The sequence below is a fragment of the Shewanella sp. ISS20 genome (genome assembly GCF_056522965.1).
The window spans coordinates 1,026,750-1,046,851 of the sequence record NZ_JAWRZK010000001.1; the positions used below are offsets into that span (position 1 = coordinate 1,026,750).

Below are 20,102 nucleotides of genomic sequence, written 5' to 3' on the forward strand. Positions count from 1 at the left end.
GCGCACTTGCCATTAAACTGTGGCGTTAATGTGCATTTAGGCAGTGGAGAAACGATGAGCTCAATGAATCTATTATTATTATGTGGTGGCGGTGGCAGTGAACATGCCATTTCTCTGATGTCTGCGGCTTACGTTAAAGCCACGCTTGAATCCATTGCAGGCGCCAATGTGCTGCAACTTGAACTTGCGAGTGATGGTAAATTTCACACCTTAGATGGTCTGCCAGCGCAATTAACCGCAGATCACCAAGTCGTGTTTACCGAGCAAGATAGACCAAACTGGCACATAGATTATGCCATTCCTTGTATTCACGGCTATCCCGGCGAAACCGGCGATATTCAATCATGGTTTGATTTAATTAAACTGCCCTACTTTGGTTGCCAAGGCGAAGCCAGCATTAATTGCTTTAATAAAGTGACCGCTAAAATGTGGTTTACGGCCTTAAATATTCCAAATACCCCGTGGCTATTTTTAGATGAGCTCAATCAAGACGCCATTGAAAAAACTCAAGCGGCACTTGCCAATTGGGGCTCAGTGTTTGTTAAAGCCGCAAGCCAAGGCTCATCAGTCGGTTGCTATAAAGTTGAAGATGCTAGCCAAGTCGCTGATGTTTTAGCTAAGGCTTTTAGCTTTAGCCCTTATGTTATTGTGGAAAAAACCATAGTAGCGAGAGAGCTTGAAGTCGCTGTGTATGAATATAACGGCGAAGTAGTGGCAAGTGTACCGGGCGAAATTGTATGCGCGTCTAACACTTTCTATAGCTTTGAAGAAAAGTACGACAGCAAAAGCCAAGCTGTGACCCATGTGGTTGCGCCTAATTTGTCGGCTGAAACTAGTGAGTTAATTCGTCAATATGCCATTAAAGCGTTTAAAGGCATGAAATTACGTCATTTATCACGCATCGACTTCTTCTTAACCGCGGATAATGAAATCTTACTCAATGAAATTAATACCTTCCCAGGTATGACCCCGATTTCTATGTTCCCTAAGATGCTTATCAATAATGGCCATGATTTTGCGGCCATGCTCGAAGGTAATATTCGTAGCCAATTACCGGGTTAATGATTGCCATTAACCCATAACATCAAGAGTGGTGCTCATTAGCGCCGCTCTTGTTTATTGGCTTAAGCTCGATGCTTTATCTAGCAGTATCTAGCTGAGTGTTAGCTTCTATCTAGAGCCAAGTAACATGCCGCGCCACTGCACTAGGCCACTAAAGCGCCATAACTCAGTCATATTTCACACCAGAGATTGCTATAGCTATCAGCCTTAGTGGCTAAACGCACATTTATCACCGACATGCTTGAGCATCGCGCCCGCTTTGCCTACAATAGCGAAAATTTTTTATCAAAGAAGCCATTATGAACGACACTACAGCTCGCCCAACGTTACCAGACAGATTGTCAGTTAATCCACGTAGCCCACACTTTGTTGAAGCTATTTTTGAATTCGACATTGGTATTCGTGTTAACGGTAAAGAGCGTTTTGATGTTGAAGAATATTGCATCAGCGAAGCTTGGGTTAAAGTTCCAAGCACTAAAGCCTTAGATCGCCGTGGACAACCACTGTTGATGACCATTAAAGGTCCTGTTGAAGCTTTCTATCGCTAAAACAGCTTAACTGTGGTCAAAGGCTTAAGCTTTTGACCACAGTGTTATGTCGCTACGCTCGCCATTACTGCTAAACATTATTTTCTCTCTCAATTAAACTCAATTAATTTATAATCTCGCCGCCTGAGTATTATCCTCAAAGCGATAAAACATCAGGGTTAAAATACAATCGCATCGGTTACTGCCACTAATGTGTCAATTAGGCTGAAGACTTAGACTGAAGACTTAGACTGAATACTTGGCCTGCATATAAGCCACCGACTCACGAATTAACTGCTCTAACACCTCAATATTTAACTGCGCCAATGTATTGAAATATAAACATGACACACTGGTTTTATGCTTACCGAGCTTGTCTAGCAAAGACAGATATTCACTAAAGCCTGACATGATATAAATGGTCATATTCTGCTTTCGTGGAGAAAATGCGATAAGCGGCAATCGCCATGTTGGCTACTACGCTTGCGTTGATAATGATACTCACCAAAACCTATTATATTGCTCCCCCATACCACAGGCGCAAAAACCGTGACTCGTTCAAACAATGCGACTAGCTCAAGGCTAACTTGCTGGCGCTGTGGATTTGTTAATTGATTTATCAATTCCAGCACACTGACATCTGACTTCTGGGTTATTAATTCCGCCACATTACCCTCACCTTTATCTCAATATTTATTTTTTAATTTTAAATCATCAACATAAAGCCTTGTTATTTAATTTGAGCGTTTAATAAGGCTAACGCCAAGCCTGAAAATAATAATGTTAGGCTTAATTAATTGATACCAAATCCCATTAACAAGCTAGACCTATAATTACCCACCTAAAATTAAACATAAAAAAGCCCCGCGATTTGGCGGGGCTTAAGCAATCATTCCATTAGCAGTTAAAACTGTTGGAACCAACGCTGAATTTGCTGTGGATCTTTAGTTTGAGTTAATGACAGCATTAATAAAATGCGCGCTTTTTGCGGGTTAAGATTACCCGCGGCAATAAATCCATATTTAGCGTCATCAATTTCAGCATCTAAGGTAGTAGCGCCCGTTGGAACTCGGCTTGAGCGCACCACTAAGGTACCTTTCTCACTGGCTGTGGCTAAGGTATCAAAAATAGAATGGTAGATATTACCGTTACCGACACCGGCACTCACTATCCCATCAAAACCAGCCTCAATCATAGCTTTCACAGGTAAATCAGTCGCATTGGCGTAGTTATACACTATGCCGACCTGAGGCAACTTATCAAGCTTGCTCACATCAAACGGTGTTTGCGTGGTATGTAGGCGCTCTGTCTTGCCCATATACTCAATCTTGCTGTTATGAACAACACCCAATGCGCCTAAGTTTGACGCCGCAAAGGTATGCACGCCTGTGGTATTGGTCTTAGTGACATCGCGGGCGTTAAGCACAGTATCATTCATTACCACCAGCACGCCGCGGCCTTTAGAATCAAGATTAGCAGCCGTAGCCACTGCGTTATAGAGATTCATTGGCCCATCAGCACTCATGGCCGTAGAAGGACGCATAGCGCCAACCAGCACTACGGGTTTATCGCTCTTAACCGTTAGATTTAAAAAGTAGGCGGTTTCTTCTAAGGTATCTGTGCCATGGGTGATCACTATGCCATCCACGTTTTTATCCGCCAGTAACACATTAATGCGCTTAGCTAAATCAAGCCAAACTTTATCATTCATGTCTTGTGAGCCAATTTTGACTAACTGCTCACCTTGAATATCCGCCAACTGTTTCATCTCAGGCACAGCCGCAATTAAGCTACTTATGCCGACTTCACCCGCTTGGTAGTTAGACTCTGTGGCTGATTGCCCGATCCCTGCAATCGTGCCTCCTGTCGCAATAATCCTTACCTGTGGAAGCGCCTGCGCCGTCGATGAAATACATAACCCTAAGGCTACCGAGAGCAAGAGCTTACGCATTGGAAAATTCATACTTACATCCTTTTTTTATATGAGTTGCTGTTAGTGTGAACTATTAACGAATAAAAACCGTGACTATTCTCACCAATATAAGATACTAACTATCACTTTCCATATTATTATTTAAACAGCATTATCTACAATAGGCCAAGCTTTAATAGCAACCACTGCAATAGCGGCATTATTTAAATCACACCATTACCGATATCGACGTCAATTTCTAACAAATATCAAAAGTGAGGCGCCAGTTCAAAACATGCCCACATATAAATAATTAGCGTCTGGATTATTTATTTAAATTGTTTTAAAAAAACACCAGGAATGGCATCTAAATAAATATAACAACAAGAATTGCAATTATAATTTATCTATCTTGTTAATAACCGACCTGAAACACTCTTTGTCATTACTTAGCTTTATATAATATTAAGTAATGACTAGCTTACCGCTATCATTGAGATAAAAGGTTTAGTCTGATGAACTTTTTACTCTATCGACTTATCGTAAATTAAACGGTCTAAATTTACGCCAACTTTCGCGCTTTAATGGAATAGAGTAAAGGCACCTGCTGCCCTTTATATAACAACTGGTATCCTAACTCAGGCACAGATTCTAGCCCTTCAAAGCAAGGATAGGGGCTATAAGCATGCTCAGCGAGCGATTCAATCGTTAGGCCTGCGGCAATTAAGGCATTAAGCACTTCACTAATAGAATGCGACCAAGTGATCACAGTCGATTTAATGCCATCGCAGTTTTCGGTATAAGTACCTTCTTGCTCAACGTCAGGCTCACTGCTTGGGAAATAGGAATATCCCGATAGTAAATTATGAAAGGTATGAAATTCCACTAAATGAAACTCACCGCCAATGGCAAGTGCGTTGGCTATGGTGTGAGCCCAATCATTTAAGTTTGGCAGCCAGCATAAAACACCGTATGACGTAAAAACTATGTCGAATTGATTGACATTGTCTCGGCCAAATTGCACTAAATCACTATCAATAAAATTGGCCGTGAGTCTCAGAGCCTGTGTTAACTCTTTGGCATGAGAGATAGCCACCGCAGATAAGTCAACACCTGTGACTTTGGCACCTAAACGAGCCCAGGACAAGCTATCTTGACCAAAATGACATTGTAAATGCAGTAATGATTTGCCTTGAACATTGCCCAGTTGTTTTAGCTCTACTGGGTTAAGCGAGCAGCGACCATTTTTGAACGATTCGACATCATAAAACTCAGATTTCAGGTGCAATTTGGTTCGTTTATCCCACGCTTGTTTATTTATACTCAAATAATCCATGGTTACTCCGCTATGCTTGGCCAAGTTGCTAGAAAATCTAGCAGCTATTTAGCAAAATTGCAGTGAATCGCCGCTTGAGTTGCCAAACATATTGGCTGACGTCTGGAACAAGTAATTAATATGAGTCTTTTAGGTAGGGATAAATACCAGCAAGCAAGTGCTTAAAGAGTTAACGCAATCACAGAGTTAACCTTTACGACTTTAGCTAGCCCTTCAATGCTTGATGTAAACCAAGCTCTTGCTGCTTGGCTTTAGTTAATCCCAGTGACACTAAGCGATGGGACTCAGTTAGGTAATAACGTAAGTCTTGATCTTTATCCGCTGCAATATCTAACTGCTGTATCCATTTCATGCCGCGACTGGCGAAATATGGCGCCGGAATGTAACCTTGGCACTCACTTAAAAAATAAAAATTTTGCTCTGAGGTTTTAAACGTATATGCAGGATGTTTATCTTTACTCCAGCCGCCAATAGCAAAGACTTTAGCACCGACTTTCCACACATGTGAATTGCCCCACTGCATCACATAAGTTGTTGCCGGCAAGGAGCCACAAAACTGATTAAATTCTTGGTAATTCATAACAATTCCTACTGTATATACCTTTAAGTGATTACTAGAAAACTAGTAGTCTGGATTTTAATTCAGTAAATATTGTTTCTGTGAATCTTGATGGTTAACTTTAGCTGTTAATAGCCCAGAACTGATAGTCTCTAATATTCTTCTTTACCTAGCAGCGATGGGGAGTTTTCGTTTATCACTTTATCTCAGGATAAGTTACCAGCATAAAAAAACCACTCAATGAGTGGCTTTTGGGGACTAATAATGAGCAAACATGTTCAGCCAGCGAATATGTTTAGTTGCTCAAATGCAATATCGACTGCTGGCTATACCATAAGGCGATATTTTTAATATCAGCATCGGTTATCGCCATGACTTGAGCTTGCATGATAGCGTTAGCGCGCTGGCCTGATTTGAATTCCAGCAATTGTTTCACTAAATAGGCAGGCTGCTGGCCGTACAAACTTGGGTAGCTAGTCGCCATAGTCAACATGCTTTGGTTGTGACAAGCAATGCATTGACGCATAGCGATATGAGCGCCCTGCTCAGCATCCGCTTGATGTTCAATGATGGCAGCAGGCACACTAATAGATAACTTAGCTAAGGCTTGGTTATAACTGTCATGGCTATAGCTTTGAAAGCCAGGCGCGGCTTGAGCCTGTACTGCTTGGCTATCACTCTTAGGCATTGCCTCTTGCGCTAACACAGTTAACGGTAAGCAGATTAAGGCTAAGCCCAGACATTGGCGCATTACATCACTCATCACGCGGCTGCTACTTTTGCGATTAACACTAAAGCGCATCATTATTGGCTCTCCTTAGTGGGCATGGCTGGTTGCTGCTCGGCAATCAAAGGCAAGCGGCGAAACTTAGTCATGTCCATTTCAGTCTCACCATAATGAGTCGCTAAATAATCCAATACTGGCTCCCAAGTATCAGATAAATCCCACAAGCCTTGGGTATCAACCATCCACTGAATGGTTTTACGCCAGGTATCTTTACTGCCTGAGTTTTGCGGGATGATAAGGCTGGTATGGCATGCATTACATTGATAATTCACCATTTCCCAACCCGGCGCCATGATTAATCCCGAGACGGGGTCTATGCCATATTCAGTGGGTGTTTGTGCTTGCGCCAATACAGGCGCCAGCAGTAAACACGCAGCGCCAATGGCCACTGTGCATGCATTAATTGTCATTAAACCACCCTTACTGCTATGCGATGACAACCATTGAACATATAACCTTTAGGGTTCCACTGTGGCTGCACTACTGGCTGTGATACACCATTAGAATCTGTGGCGCGTGCCCAAATTTCATAGTAGCCCGCTTGTGGCAAGTCTAAATCGATATCCCACTGCTGCCATGCGGTATGGTTAGCAGGCTTAGTTAAATTGGCTTTCTTCCAAGTGGCGCCGTAATCGTAACTCACTTGCATATCAACCACTTCTTGCATACCTGCCCACGCATGGCCGCGTACTTGTAAGCGTTTGCCTAACTTAGCTTCAGTGCCGGTTTGCGGATGGGTGATGATGGATTTAACAATCATTTCTTGAATGACGTTAAAATCTTTATCAGCCACTTCTTCGCCTGGTGCAATCGGGTATTTAGGCACGCTGTAAGCTGGGGTTTTCATTTTTGAGCCGTCATGCACCTTGTTACGAATGCTAATGCCGGTGGCGGCTTTATTAGAAACTGATGCTGGACGCCCGCCAAACACTATGCGCAGTGGATAGCCATGCATGTAAGGAATATCAGCGCCATTCATTGACCAAGCAATCAGGGCATCATCATTCAGCGCAGCCGCAATCGGCACGCCGCGTGAAATGGCCTCGCCTTTGCCACTTAAATGTAAGTCAGCGCTATGATGGCCGGTATACACGGCATCAGGCTTAACGCCGCAATCATTTAGCACATCGCGCACTAACACCCCAGTCCACTCAGAGCAGAATACCGCTGAGTTATTCCACTGATTACCTTTGGTATTGGGGAAAAATTCTGAACGGCTATTGCCACCGCATTCCAAGGTCAATTTTAAGGTATGGGCTTTGAACTTAGACTTCAGCTCATCAATGGTATAGGTCTTTGGGGTTTCACAGGACTCGCCATCAACGCTAAACGTCCAAGTCTTAGGATTGATTTTCGCAAAATCAGGTAATTGGCCATTCCAGCGAATAAAGGCAACATCGGCAGGCGTGTTGACTGGGTCGAGCATAAATTCTGGTGGATAAGCATTGACTGGATTGGTGTTTAATAACTTGAAATAACTTGGCAGCTGATCAGCCCGGCTCCAAGTTAATGAGGCGATATCTAACGGCACTAAGCCCAAAGGACGATTGGCGGCATAAACCCAATTAATCGGCAACATAGCGCCAACGGAAGTGGCTAATGCGCCTTTAAGGAATGTACGTCTATCGATTGCCATGTTTATTGTCCCTTGCCTTGATTAAAATAGTTGGCCATTTTTTGCATGTCTTGTTCTGATAATAATTTGGCCACTTTTGACATAGTGCTGTCACTGCGTTGATCTGATTTAAATGCTTGTAACTGCGCCACTATATATTGGCGATTCTGCCATTTAAGATTAGGGATAGAAGTGAATTCACTTGCCCCATTGATGCCATGGCAGGCAACGCACATATTGAGCAGATGTTGATACTTGCCATCCTCTGCTTGAACATTGGCGCTTACGCTCAGCCATAAACAGCTGATTGCGGCCAATATCATGGGAATGTTGCGGGTGATCGTCATATTGACACCTTAAAGCCTGATAAAATATTGATAATCAGTCCGACTAAGATCGGCCTATCAGCTACAACTCCATCGCTTCACTGAACTTGCCATCAACCAGCGTTAGCGCAAATCAATCGGCAAAATAATGAAGTCATTGTTAAGCATCGAATGCTAGCTAGATTCGATCTTTCAGCAGGTCGTATACTAAACACCTAGCCACCTGATGAAAAGCACAAAACAAGCCAAAATAGGCTATAAATCACACACTTAAGTGTGAAAAAATCAAAAAATTTATAAAAACAAACACGTCAATCAAAAGCTCACAACAAACACAACCACAGATGCGGATTTGCATCAAAATGTATCTGTTGAGTGCGGTCACGAAAAATAAGAAAGTGCGAACAAGGCAGCAAGCCCGCTGCAGGCGAAAGTGCGCCAACCCCCGATTTTCATGACGAGTGCGGCGAGTCGCTTTATCATATTAACTAAGGTTACCTGAGCACTTGTGAGCCAAATCAAGCTCTTGATATGGGAAAGCGTGCAAGCTTATAAACACGTGGATGGACAACTCTCAAAGTAAAATCAATTGAGATTGGCTTAAGAGAAATGGGCTTAAACGTATAGGAGACACATGATTAGCTAGGCTTGCCAGCTAATCATGCGGCTATAGATAGACAACATAAGGCTGTAGTTATCAATAAGCTCTGGTTATCAATAACCTCTGCTTATCAATAGCGCGCGCCTAACCTTATATTACTTATGAACGAAAAACAGCGGCTCGATGTAGCTCATTGACACTGAGCTACATCGAGCCTAACCATGAATTACAAACTGGCTAATTGGTTCAAAATCCGTTTTTCAGAAATTGGCATGCTAGTGCCGAGCACCTGCGCAAAGCAAGACACTCGCAACTCCTCAATCATCCAGCGCACATCTAGCATAGCTTCTGGCACAGGTAGCGATTTAGGTAGCTTGGCCAAAGCAGCTTGATAAGCGTCAGTCACTCGATTAACTACGTGCATATGCAAGCGGTCACGATTAGGATCCACAGGCAATTTCTGCAAGCGATAATCTATGGCTTGTAAGTAACGCACTATATCCCCAAGGCGCTGCCAACCAGTATCGGCCACAAAACCGCGATACACTAAACTGTCTAATTGCTGTTGAATGTCACTCATAGCAAAGGCGATATCTAAACTTATTTTGCCTTTTAAACGCTTCTTAATGCCATTGTATGCGGTGAGCACTTGCTCAACTTTGAGCGCTATGGCTTCCGCCGTCGGATTTAAATCGGCGCGCACTAATTCACGAGCTTGTTCAAATTCGGCCGCGGTGCGAATGGTTAAACCTTGCTCATCTAACAACTGCTGCACCGCCGCATCAATAATGTCATCAATCAACAATTGCACTTGGCCAAAAGGATTAAAGTACATAGCAAGCTTGGCCTTGTTGGGTAAGGCTTGCTGCAAGTGTTTCACTGGCGATGGCATATTAAGTAGCAGTAAGCGTCGTTGTCCCTGACTATGCTGGCGCAGCGCTTCGTGTTCATCATCAAATAATTTGATGGCAACACTCGTTTTATTATCCACTAATGCAGGAAAGGCCTTAACTTCATACTGACCACGGCGGCGCTGATATTGCTGTGGTAAATCATTGAAGGTCCAACTGGTGAGCTCAGTTTGCTCAATACCCACATCGGCGACTGCGCGAATAGCTTTAGCCACCACCCCTTGCAAATTGGCTTTAAGGGTATCAAATTCACGCCCGTTAGCGACTACCTTGCCATTATCATCTTCAATCACAAAGTTCATGTGCAAGTGCTTGGTTAAACTTGAAACATCAAAGTCATCACCACTGATTTTAACCCCGGTCATGCGAAGCAATTGCTTGCATAACGCATCAAGCAAACTGAGAGTAGTATCCGTCATGGCCTGCACTGCCGCTTTGGCATAATCTGGCGCGGGTACAAAGTTGCGACGCAAGGTTTTAGGCAAGGATTTAATCAAGGCCATGCACTTTTCATGGCGCAGGCCAGGCACTAACCAATCAAAGCCCACATCATCAATCTGATTCAGTAATGCCACCGGAATATGCACAGACACACCATCATCTGCCGCACTGGGCTCAAATTGATAGCTCAAAGGTAAACGTAAATTGCCCTGATACCAAAAATCCGGGAAATCCAAGGCCGAGACTTGATGCTCTCCTTTTTGCATCAGCATATCGGGATTAAAGTTTAAGTAATCCGCTTGAATGGCTTTTTGCTTTTTCCACCAGCTATATAACTTAGGCGCATTATAAATGCCCTCTGGAATGCGCTCGTCATAAAAGCCCACCAGCACGTCTTCATCCACTAAGATGTCTCGGCGGCGCGATTTATGTTCAAGATCTTCAATATCATCAACCAAAGCACGGTTATGGCGGAAGAAGGCTTCTTTGGTTTGCAATTGTCCTTCGGCCAAGGCGCTGCGAATAAAGATTTGTCGCGCTTCGACTGGGTCAATGGGGCCATATTGCACGCGGCGACGATTGACTATGGTTAAGCCATACAGCACTTGATTTTCAAGGGCGATAACACTGCCCTGTTTAGCTTCAAAATGCGGCTCAAGATAATTATTTTTAATCAAATGGCCAGCCAAAGACTCTAACCATAACGGGTCGATTTTGGCGCAATAACGGGCAAATAAGCGTGAAGTTTCAGTAAGCTCTGCCGCCATTATCCATTTCGGGCCCTTTTTTGCTAAAGGCGAGCCAGGGAATACAAAGAAGCGGCGATTACGAGCGCCTAAGTATTCATTGTTGTCATCTTTAAAACCTATATGACTCAACAGACCGCTTAAAATAGCTTGATGCAGATTGTCATAATTAGCCGGCTCGGTATTTAAACGCCATTTAAGCTCATGCACGCTTTGCTTTAACTGCGCGTATAAGTCTTGCCATTCGCGCACCCGCAAATAGGCTAAGTATTCTTGCTTACATTGTTTTCTAAATTGACTGGCCGATAACTCGCTTCTATGGGTACTTAAGTGTTGCCACATATTTACCCATGCCACGAAGTCAGAATCTTTATCGACAAAGCGTTTATGGGCTTCATCACTGGCCTGTTTTTTGTCAATCGGCCGCTCTCGGGGATCTTGAATCGACAAGCCTGAGGTAATCACCAGCACTTCATGCAAACACCCCAGTTTATTGGCTTCTATCACCATACGCGCTAAACGGGGGTCGAGAGGAATATGCGCCAGTTGCCGCCCAAGTGGGGTTAAAGATAACTGCCCTTGATGGTCATTTACCGCCTGTAATTCTTGCAGTAATAACAAACCATCTTTAATAAAGCGTTGATCTGGCGGCTGAATAAACGGGAATGCACTAATATCGCCCAAACCGATAGCAAGCATCTGTAAAATGACTGACGCTAAATTGGTGCGCAGAATTTCAGGATCAGTAAATTCTGGTCGGCCTAAGAAATCTTGCTCGGCATATAGACGAATACAAATACCTGGGCCCACACGACCACAGCGACCTTGTCTTTGATTGGCGCTCGCTTGAGAGATAGGTTCAATCGGCAAGCGCTGCACTTTAGTGCGATAACTATAACGGCTGATGCGCGCCGTACCTGGGTCAATCACATAGCGAATACCTGGTACTGTTAACGAGGTTTCGGCCACGTTGGTGGCCAGCACTATGCGCCGCCCACGATGTGATTGAAATACCTTAGATTGCTCGCCATAAGAAAGACGCGCGTACAAAGGCAGCACTTCAGTATCACGGTATTTGCGCTTTAATAATTCGGCGGCCGTGTCACGAATTTCACGTTCACCGTTCATAAAGATTAAGATGTCGCCAAGACCTTCGGCCACCAATTCATCCACAGCTGCAAAGATGCCATCGAGTAAATCAAGATCAGCATCTGTGTCTTGCACTAACGGGCGATAGCGAGTTTCTACTGGATAAGTCCGGCCCGAGACTTCGATGATAGGCGCATGGTTAAAATGGGCCGAGAATTTATCAACATCGATAGTTGCCGAGGTAATGATCACTTTAAGATCTGGGCGCTTAGGTAATATTTTCTTTAATAAACCTAAAATAAAGTCGATGTTAAGACTGCGCTCATGGGCTTCATCTATGATGAGGGTATCGTATTGATTGAGGAACTTATCACTGGTGAGTTCCGCGAGCAGGATACCGTCGGTCATCAGCTTAATATAAGAATCTGACTGAATAGCATCAGCAAAACGTACCTTAAAGCCCACCACATTACCAAGTGGACTATTCAGCTCTTCTGCCACCCGGGTCGCCACACTTCGCGCCGCTAATCGCCGCGGCTGAGTATGACCAATCAAGCCACGGGTGCCGCGTCCTAGTTCTAGACAGATTTTTGGTAACTGAGTGGTTTTACCTGAACCAGTTTCACCCGCGATAATCACTACTTGATGGGCACTAATAGCCGCTGCGATTTCATCACGTTTGAGTGACACAGGTAAATTTTCAGGAAAATCAATCTTAGGTCGATTAGCTAAACGTTGCTGCACTTTCTCAAACGAAGCTTCGGCCTCTAATGCTAACGCCGTCATCACGTCATCAGATGCTGCGGTTCGCTGCTTATTAAGCCGACTTAGACGCCGGCGAATACGCGCAACATCGGTCTGAAAACACTGGTTTAGGAAAGCGTTGGATAGTGGGTGGTTATCGGAAGTCAAAACCTAATTCCATTGCTAGGAAAAATCAGTCGATCCTAGCAGGGAATCAGGCTAATTGGTATGGTTTGTCATGAGATCAATGCATTAGCTAGCGCTTCTCCCCATCCGCCCCGTTAATCTTGCTGACTTTTACAGCAAAGGGCGAGTTGATACGGTTCCCAAAGCCATAAGCCTGCATTTACGCCCGTAGCGCTTATTCTTGCTGCCAAATCAGCACTTGCGCATCTTCATTGTTTTTACGCGTTGCACGGTACATACCATCAGTATTAAATGGTGTGCCAATATTGCCGCGGTGATCAATAGCTATCACGCCACCCGTGCCACCGGCTTTAATCAGGCGTTTATTTATCACTTGATCAGCGGCTTGCACAATCGAGATATCTTGATACTTTACCCGCGCGCAAATATCACCTGCGACTTGATAACGAATAAAATACTCACCGTGACCAGTAGCAGACACAGCGCAGACGCCATTTTCAGCATAAGTACCAGCGCCAATCACAGGTGAATCACCAATGCGGCCAAAACGTTTGGCTGTCATACCACCGGTTGAGGTGCCGGCGGCCAAATTACCTTGTTTATCCAGTGCTACTGCGCCAACCGTGCCAAATTTATCTTCTAAGGTGAATTGATGGATACTGGCCTGATAATCCTTATTGTGCTGCTGATCTTGCTTAATTTTTTTTATAGCATTTTGCCATTGCAGCTTGCGAGCATCGGTATCAAAATAATTGGATGTGACTGTGCTAAAGCCTTGTTCAAGTGCAAATGCCTCGGCGCCTTGACCTGCTAGCATCACATGGGGTGAGTGCAGCATTACCGCGCTCGCTAATTTGATCGGGTTTGCAATATTAGTAACGCCTGCCACTGCGCCAGCATTCATGGTTTTGCCATCCATAATGGCCGCGTCCAGTTCGTGACCACCTGCAAAGTTATACACAGCGCCTTTACCGGCATTAAATAGTGGATTATTTTCAAGAATAATAATCGCCGCAGTGACCGCAGCTAAACTATCGCCACCTGTGGCTAACACATCGTGGCCAGCATCGACCGCTTCTTTTAACGCGGTTCGATAAGCTTGTTTTTGTTCTGCGGTTAATTTGTCAGCAACGATAGTGCCAGCGCCGCCATGAATGGCAATGGCAAAGGGTTTGTCTTCGGCCATCACCGAGCCTGATAACAAGCTTGCAGCCATGGCCAGCGTGGTAAATCTCATACATCCATACTTCATTGAGCTTTATCCTTATCTTTAGATCCCCAAGGTTTTATGACATAATTTAACCATTTAGCCAACCTCTATGCTTGCTTGCTCAAAGGATTATGGCGACAATACAACTCAGGATTCGCCTTAGGATGACGTACCTCAGTATGAGAGTCTTAGCACTGTGTCTTTTCGTTTTTATTTGTGGCTACTCAGCCGCCAGTCATGCCGACGATACCAAGAAAAACAAGTGGCTAACCATTGAGGTTAATGGCGTAAATAAAGCGCTACGCAGCAACATTGAAGCCCATATTGGTGAACTGCCGACCTCAGCGGTGCAGCGCCGCGCATTGATCTTCAACCTTGAAGACAATATTAAAGCTGCGCTTGAGTCTATGGGGTTTTATCATGGACAGATAAAGCAAGAGATGGCGCAACCGCCTAAAGGCGCTTGGCACTTAGTGTTAAACATCACCCCAGGTGTTGCTACCAAAATATTATGGGTGGATGTGCAGATGGAAGGCGAGATGCTCAAGGATCCAGCCTTTTCCCAGTGGTTAGATAAAATCAGCATTCTGCCTGGCGATCGCCTTAATCAAGGCAACTATGAAAATGTTAAGTCACAATTACTTGGCTTAGCCCTATCACGCGGCTATTTTGACGCCCGCTATTTGCAATCAAAAATTACTGTAAATCGCGATTTAAATACTGCCACTATTACCTTGGCTATGGACTCAGGTGATCGCTACCTCATTGGCGATATTCGTTTTGTCGGTAGTGATTTGCGGCCAAAGTTACTCGATAAAATGATCCCATTTCCGAAAGACTCCCCCTATTCCACCGCGCGCATGGGTCAGCTCAATCGTGATTTATTAGACAGTAATTATTTCTCGGGTATTCAAGTCGTTCCTGAACTTGAAAATACCAAAGATGGCGTTATTCCTATTCGGGTCGAACTCACCCCAAAACCTAACAACACCTTAAATCTAGGTTTAGGGGGGGATATAGGTAATGCCGCGGATAACAAGTTTGACCCACGCGTGAGTGCCACCTGGACCACGCCGCAAATTAACCGCTTAGGCCATTCACAAACCACCACTTTAGAGTGGTCTCCTGATCGCCCCAAATTTTTAACCACCTATAGCATTCCCTTGAGTCATCCCGTGAACGACAAACTGCAAATCAAATTTGGCATTACCCGTGATAAGTACGGCGTGACTCAAGAATTTGACCAAGATAAGTCTGACTTTGTGAATACTGGGCAGTTGGAATCCACCAAATACCAATTTGGTTTATTGCGTCAGCAAAAGTTAGATAACAACTGGCTGCTAGGTTATTCCGTTGAAGGGATAAGAGAATTTTACGATCAAGCGGGCATTGAGTACGACCCAACCTTCGTGATGTTCGGTATAGGTGCCCAGCAAACCGTGCGCAGTGATAACAGCCTAGATCCTAAAAATGGTTATCGTCAGACCTATTCGATTCAATATGCCGATCCGTCATTAGGCTCAGCGATTCGCTTACTGCGCCTGCAGGCTAGCGGTATTTTGGTGCATACCTTTTTTGAAAAGCATAGATTTGTCAGTCGCATTGATTTAGGGGTCGATTTAGCCAGTGATGACGATCTAGCCATGATCCCGCCATCATTACGCTTTTTTGCGGGCGGCGATCAGAGTATTCGTGGTTATAGCTATCAAGAACTGGGGCCCTATTTGGAATATACAGGCAGTAATGGCGTCCTTAATCGTGAAGTCTTCGGTGGCCGATATTTGATGGTCGGTAGCCTTGAGTACCAATACTATTTGACGCCAACGTGGCGATTAGCAGCCTTTATCGATGCGGGTAATTCCTTTGATAAGGACCAATTTACCCCAGTAATTTCTGTAGGCCCGGGGATTCACTGGATATCACCAGTGGGTCCTATCAAATTAGATATAGGTTTTGGTCTTAAAGAAAGTGAAACTCAAGACCAACCTTGGCGAATTCACTTAACTATGGGGACAGTGCTATGAGTCAAGTCCCTGATGAACCTAATACCGTCCAAACTGATAAAACTGAGACGCAAACGGCTCTACCAACCAATGGCGCCAAAGACGCCCAAGCTCAGGCAACTAAGCCAAAACGATCGCGCTCCAGTCGGTTTTGGTTATGGGTACGCAACAGCTTAAGACTGGTCATTTATATACCGTTATTGCTATTAGTACTCGCGGCGCTACTTATCGGCACCACTTTTGGTAGCCGGGTGAGTGTAATGCTTGCAGACAAATTTGTGCCAGGGCTTGATATCAGGTATCACAGCGGCACGCTTAACCAGGAAATTAGCTTTGAGCATGTCTATTGGCAAATGCCAGGGATTGATGTCAAGACGCAGAGGATCAGCCTTAACTGGGACCCTTTATGTTTATTTAACCGCCAAGTATGCGTCAACTCCCTTGATGTCGCTAAAGTCACTGTCGCCATTGATACCGATGCCATTCCCACGGGTGATGCCACTGAGACTAACGCTAGTGATGAGCCAGATACCTTACTCACTTTGCCTATTAGCATTAATCTAAATCGCAGTGAGCTTAATGATATTAAGATTCGAGTCAATGACATGCAGTTTAATAGTCATCGCCTTGAGCTTTCGGCCTTATGGCCTGATGCTGTGATTGAAGTGAACCATCTTTATAGCGATGGCCTAGAAGTTATTATCCCGTTGGCGGCAGACTTAGCCGACTCAACAGCAACAGAGACAGCAACTAGCACAGAGGCTAAGCAAGAGAGCAAGACCGCGGCACAAGCGAAACCTGAAGCTAAGCAGCCTGAAACTAGCACTGACAAACAACATCTACAGAAAGATGATAGCCCTTGGGCTCTTGCCCACATGCCGCACTTATTTATTCCAGTCGCTGTGGATGTGCAAGATTTACGTTTAGATAATTCAGCCTTACGCATTGGCGACCGCCAAGATGTATTTAGCGTTATTGAACTGATAGCAAGCCTTCGCGGCACTGAGCTTAGCGTCGATAAACTTGATGCCGAGCACAGTTATGGCAAATTAAGCGTAAACGGCCACATGAGCTTTACTCACACTTGGCCACTAAATTACCAAGCACTCTTAACGCTCAATCAAGGCAGTTTTTTAGTCGACATGCCGCCATTAAGTGCTGATGTTGCCGTTAAGGGAGACTTTAGCGAGCTTAATACTGATGTTAACGTCACAGGTGAACTTGCGGCGAATTTGCGGGGACAAATTAACTTACAACAGCCAGAACTGCCTTTTAGTCTGCATGGTCAAAAGATAGATTTACATTGGCCTTTAGTAACACCCGATTATCAAATTAAGTCGGGTGCTATCTTAGTCAGTGGCAACTTAAACTCACAATTAGCCGCAGTATCAGGCTTTGTTGATAGTCCTTTTAGCCCAACCTTAGTGCTTGCGGCCGATATGCTGCATGAAAATGAGCAACTGACGATTAAGCAGTTGAGCATGTTGCAGGAACTCACCAGCGTTCACCTTAAGGGCGAGCTTAATTATCAACAAGAGTTAACTTGGAAAGCCAACCTCGCGATTGCAGGTTTTAACCCAGCGTCTATGACCTTGCCTTTATCTCAGCCACTGCCAGAAGGTCTATTGGCCCTGAACTTAGATACTCAAGGGTTAGTGGATGGCGATAAATGGCAAGCCAGTGTTACTAATACCGAAGTGAGTGGCACCCTCAAGCAAGAACAAGTCAGTGCTATGGGTAATATCAGCATAGATAACAACTTATTTATCATCGCCGATAATTTTACAATCGATGCCTTAGGCTCGCACTTATCGCTTAATGGTCAGTTAGCTAAAGAGTGGCGCCTAAATGCCGAACTAGACGTCCCAGACATGTCAAAGTGGTCTAATGATGCCGATGGTAAACTGCATGCCAAAGTTGATTTAACCGGCACCGAGGCGGCGCCAAAGCTAGTGGCCAGCGCTGACTTATTAAATGCCAACTACTTAAGTAATAGTTTGGCTAAGTTAACGCTCGATTTTAACGCTGAACTTAAACAGCAGCGGCAATATACCTTAGCTATCAAGGGGCAAGCGGCCAAAGCCGACGCCATGGAAATAAGCGAGCTAAATCTTAATAGCCAAGGCAATAGTAAAGACCAACAGACTGAACTTGATGTTAAAGGCACTGTCGATGTTGACACTAAAATCCTCACCAACTTCAACGAGGCCAAGCAATATTTAACGGGGCAAATGACGGTGTTCAATGCCACTACCCCGCTTGGTCGGTGGATTTTAGATGATCCCGTCAATCTCAATTGGTCGCAAACAAAAATGCTCGGTCAATTTAGCCCTTTGTGTCTTAAGCAAGCCAATAACCAAGTGTGTTTAAGTACTGAGTCAGGGGTGGGTGCGCGCGGTGATACTCAGTTAAGCTTTAGCGGCGCCCCAGGTGAAGTACTTAAACCTTTGTTGCCTCCAGGCCTTGAATGGCAAGGACTCGCGCGATTAGTCGCCAACGCCGCGTGGTCACCCAATACTAAACCTAAGGCACAATTAGTACTACAGTTACCTGAAGGCCATTTAATTGTCTCACGTCAAAATGAGCAAAATGTGGATGTGCCCTATCAAAAGGTAGAAATAGCGGCCGAGCTTAATCAGCAACAATTAACCACCAGATTGCAAGCCAGCGCAGGTCAGCAGATGAGCATAGACAGCGCTATTGATATTGCAGTTACCCCAGATAGGATCTTGACCGGCCATTTAACTATCGAGCACGGTGATTTATCCACTTGGCTGCCCTTTATTCCACAATTGGCCATATTAAAGGGCGAAGTGACGACCAAAATTGCCATTGGTGGCAGCTTAGCGCAACCGCAACTCACAGGTAACGTGACTATTAATGGCGGCGCGATTGCAAGTAATGCTAACCCGACGTTAATTGAAGACGTGAATTTTAGAGTCAATTTTGAGCGCCAACAAGCATCGACGTTTGCCACTTGGAAGATGGGGCATGGCGCTGGCAGGCTAGATGGTGATGTCGATTGGACCACAGGTGAACCGCTTGGCACTATCAATATTCATGGTGAAAAACTTGATGTGATTGCGCCGCCTTTGGCGATTTTACAAGTGTCACCTCAGTTAGTGCTAGAAATGAAACCAACTAATCTGCATCTCAAAGGCAAGGTCGCGATTCCATCGGGCGCCATTACCATAGTGCAATTAGCCCCTGGCGGCGTAGCGCTATCAAGTGACGTGGTATTTAATGACTCAACGTCTGCCGAACAGCAGCAAAGTGCACCTTTCCCCTTTAGTACCGATCTTAATATCCAAGTAGAGCCCAATGTTGCCATTCAAGGCTTAGGCTTAAAAGGCAATCTCAGTGGTAACCTTAATTTGCAGCAACAAGTTAATCGGCCACCGTTTTTATTTGGTGACGTTAAAGTTGTCAACGGTAGTTATCGCTTCCTTGGGCAAACACTGCAAATTAACGTGGGGGAATTGCAATTTACAGGCCCCGCAGATGTGCCCAACCTAAACATTGAAGCGATCCGTGCCATTAAAGAAGAAAACGTGACAGCGGGCGTGCGCATTACCGGTACGGCCAAAAAACCTGTGGTCACGCTATTTTCTAACCCACCAAAAGAACAGGCTGAAATATTATCCTACATCATCAAAGGCAGCGGCTTTAGTAATGGTGACGATAGCAATGATGCCTTGATGATGGGCGCAGCATTAGCCCTGGGTAATCAACTCGGCGGGGGCGCCATTTCAGAAATTGGTAACACAGCCACTAACCTGATTGAAAAGTTTGGTTTTAATAATGTGCAGCTAGATACCAATGATGATGGTCAAGTTGCCATCAGTGGCTATATTGGTGAAAAGCTCATGGTCAAATACGGTGTCGGTGTGTTTAACCCAGGCTATGAACTCACAGTCAGGTATTACCTATTAAGCCGACTTTACCTCGAAACGGTATCAGGTACGCTTGGGCAGTCGTTAGATATCTATTACAGTTTTGATTTTTAACTGTATTTTGACAGAGCTCTCGCCTGCTGCCTAGGTTTGGATAGGCGCGATTAACGCCTTAAAGCTAACCTGGCTATAT

Annotated in this window: 15 protein-coding genes; 4 read left to right on the forward strand and 11 right to left on the reverse strand. The window is 44.6% G+C overall.

All coding sequences use genetic code 11. The features are described 5' to 3' along the window. Positions 1–54: 54 nt before the first annotated feature. Positions 55–1,062: a D-alanine--D-alanine ligase gene (locus AC1HDP_RS04645; RefSeq protein ID WP_140932722.1), complete on the forward strand. Its 1,008-nt coding sequence runs from the start codon at positions 55–57 to the stop codon at positions 1,060–1,062. A gap of 299 nt (positions 1,063–1,361) precedes the next feature. Next, on the forward strand, positions 1,362–1,610 hold the full coding sequence (locus AC1HDP_RS04650; RefSeq protein ID WP_140932723.1) for a DUF3297 family protein: 249 nt from the start codon (positions 1,362–1,364) through the stop codon (positions 1,608–1,610). A gap of 225 nt (positions 1,611–1,835) precedes the next feature. Here AC1HDP_RS04650 and AC1HDP_RS04655 read toward each other — a convergent pair whose 3' ends face one another. From AC1HDP_RS04655 to AC1HDP_RS04705, 11 genes are all read right to left on the reverse strand, one after another. Beyond that, on the reverse strand, positions 1,836–2,015 hold the full coding sequence (locus tag AC1HDP_RS04655) for a hypothetical protein (protein ID WP_479637853.1): 180 nt from the start codon (positions 2,013–2,015) through the stop codon (positions 1,836–1,838). Then, a complete protein-coding gene (locus tag AC1HDP_RS04660) occupies positions 2,012–2,257 on the reverse strand; it encodes a hypothetical protein (protein WP_479637854.1) in 246 nt (81 codons plus the stop codon). Before AC1HDP_RS04660 ends, AC1HDP_RS04655 begins: the two co-directional genes overlap by 4 nt. Positions 2,258–2,493: 236 nt before the next feature. Further along, a complete protein-coding gene (ansB, locus tag AC1HDP_RS04665; RefSeq protein WP_479637855.1) occupies positions 2,494–3,552 on the reverse strand; it encodes an L-asparaginase 2 in 1,059 nt (352 codons plus the stop codon). Positions 3,553–4,063: 511 nt separating this feature from the next. Further along, on the reverse strand, positions 4,064–4,837 hold the full coding sequence (locus AC1HDP_RS04670) for a class I SAM-dependent methyltransferase (protein ID WP_479637856.1): 774 nt from the start codon (positions 4,835–4,837) through the stop codon (positions 4,064–4,066). A 205-nt stretch (positions 4,838–5,042) separates the two neighbouring features. After that, positions 5,043–5,417, reverse strand: a complete 375-nt coding sequence (locus AC1HDP_RS04675; protein ID WP_479637857.1) for an MmcQ/YjbR family DNA-binding protein — start codon at positions 5,415–5,417, stop codon at positions 5,043–5,045. A gap of 274 nt (positions 5,418–5,691) precedes the next feature. After that, positions 5,692–6,201, reverse strand: coding sequence for a c-type cytochrome (locus AC1HDP_RS04680; protein WP_479637858.1), 510 nt, complete (start codon positions 6,199–6,201; stop codon positions 5,692–5,694). After that, entirely contained in the window at positions 6,201–6,593 is a 393-nt protein-coding gene (locus AC1HDP_RS04685) for a cytochrome C (RefSeq protein ID WP_479637859.1), read from the reverse strand. Before AC1HDP_RS04685 ends, AC1HDP_RS04680 begins: the two co-directional genes overlap by 1 nt. Beyond that, positions 6,593–7,819: a molybdopterin-dependent oxidoreductase gene (locus AC1HDP_RS04690; protein ID WP_140932730.1), complete on the reverse strand. Its 1,227-nt coding sequence runs from the start codon at positions 7,817–7,819 to the stop codon at positions 6,593–6,595. The genes AC1HDP_RS04685 and AC1HDP_RS04690 overlap by 1 nt, the downstream gene beginning before the upstream one ends. A gap of 2 nt (positions 7,820–7,821) precedes the next feature. Beyond that, positions 7,822–8,145: a c-type cytochrome gene (locus AC1HDP_RS04695; RefSeq protein ID WP_479637860.1), complete on the reverse strand. Its 324-nt coding sequence runs from the start codon at positions 8,143–8,145 to the stop codon at positions 7,822–7,824. Positions 8,146–8,951: 806 nt separating this feature from the next. Next, positions 8,952–12,824 carry an ATP-dependent RNA helicase HrpA gene (gene hrpA, locus AC1HDP_RS04700; RefSeq protein WP_479637861.1) on the reverse strand — a complete coding sequence of 1,291 codons (3,873 nt, stop codon included), beginning with the start codon at positions 12,822–12,824 and terminating at the stop codon, positions 8,952–8,954. 193 nt (positions 12,825–13,017) lie between these two features. Then, complete coding sequence (locus tag AC1HDP_RS04705; RefSeq protein ID WP_479639824.1) at positions 13,018–14,040, reverse strand: isoaspartyl peptidase/L-asparaginase family protein; 1,023 nt, start codon at positions 14,038–14,040, stop codon at positions 13,018–13,020. A 152-nt stretch (positions 14,041–14,192) separates the two neighbouring features. Between AC1HDP_RS04705 and AC1HDP_RS04710 the strand changes: the two genes are divergently transcribed. Together AC1HDP_RS04710 and tamB are read left to right on the forward strand one after the other, a co-directional pair. Next, on the forward strand, positions 14,193–16,037 hold the full coding sequence (locus AC1HDP_RS04710; protein WP_479637862.1) for an autotransporter assembly complex protein TamA: 1,845 nt from the start codon (positions 14,193–14,195) through the stop codon (positions 16,035–16,037). Next, positions 16,034–20,023 (forward strand): autotransporter assembly complex protein TamB, encoded by a 3,990-nt coding sequence (gene tamB, locus AC1HDP_RS04715; protein ID WP_479637863.1) that lies wholly within the window; start codon positions 16,034–16,036, stop codon positions 20,021–20,023. Before AC1HDP_RS04710 ends, tamB begins: the two co-directional genes overlap by 4 nt. Positions 20,024–20,102 lie beyond the last annotated feature (79 nt).

Coding starts and splice junctions, on each gene's coding strand:
- AC1HDP_RS04710 (WP_479637862.1), top strand. CDS start 14,193: ATGAGAGTCTTAGCACTGTGTCTTTTCGTTTTTATTTGTGGCTACTCA.
- AC1HDP_RS04705 (WP_479639824.1), bottom strand. CDS start 14,040: ATGAGATTTACCACGCTGGCCATGGCTGCAAGCTTGTTATCAGGCTCG.
- AC1HDP_RS04650 (WP_140932723.1), top strand. CDS start 1,362: ATGAACGACACTACAGCTCGCCCAACGTTACCAGACAGATTGTCAGTT.
- AC1HDP_RS04670 (WP_479637856.1), bottom strand. CDS start 4,837: ATGGATTATTTGAGTATAAATAAACAAGCGTGGGATAAACGAACCAAA.
- AC1HDP_RS04680 (WP_479637858.1), bottom strand. CDS start 6,201: ATGATGCGCTTTAGTGTTAATCGCAAAAGTAGCAGCCGCGTGATGAGT.
- ansB (WP_479637855.1), bottom strand. CDS start 3,552: ATGAATTTTCCAATGCGTAAGCTCTTGCTCTCGGTAGCCTTAGGGTTA.
- AC1HDP_RS04695 (WP_479637860.1), bottom strand. CDS start 8,145: ATGACGATCACCCGCAACATTCCCATGATATTGGCCGCAATCAGCTGT.
- AC1HDP_RS04675 (WP_479637857.1), bottom strand. CDS start 5,417: ATGAATTACCAAGAATTTAATCAGTTTTGTGGCTCCTTGCCGGCAACA.
- tamB (WP_479637863.1), top strand. CDS start 16,034: ATGAGTCAAGTCCCTGATGAACCTAATACCGTCCAAACTGATAAAACT.
- AC1HDP_RS04685 (WP_479637859.1), bottom strand. CDS start 6,593: ATGACAATTAATGCATGCACAGTGGCCATTGGCGCTGCGTGTTTACTG.
- AC1HDP_RS04645 (WP_140932722.1), top strand. CDS start 55: ATGAGCTCAATGAATCTATTATTATTATGTGGTGGCGGTGGCAGTGAA.
- AC1HDP_RS04655 (WP_479637853.1), bottom strand. CDS start 2,015: ATGACCATTTATATCATGTCAGGCTTTAGTGAATATCTGTCTTTGCTA.
- AC1HDP_RS04690 (WP_140932730.1), bottom strand. CDS start 7,819: ATGGCAATCGATAGACGTACATTCCTTAAAGGCGCATTAGCCACTTCC.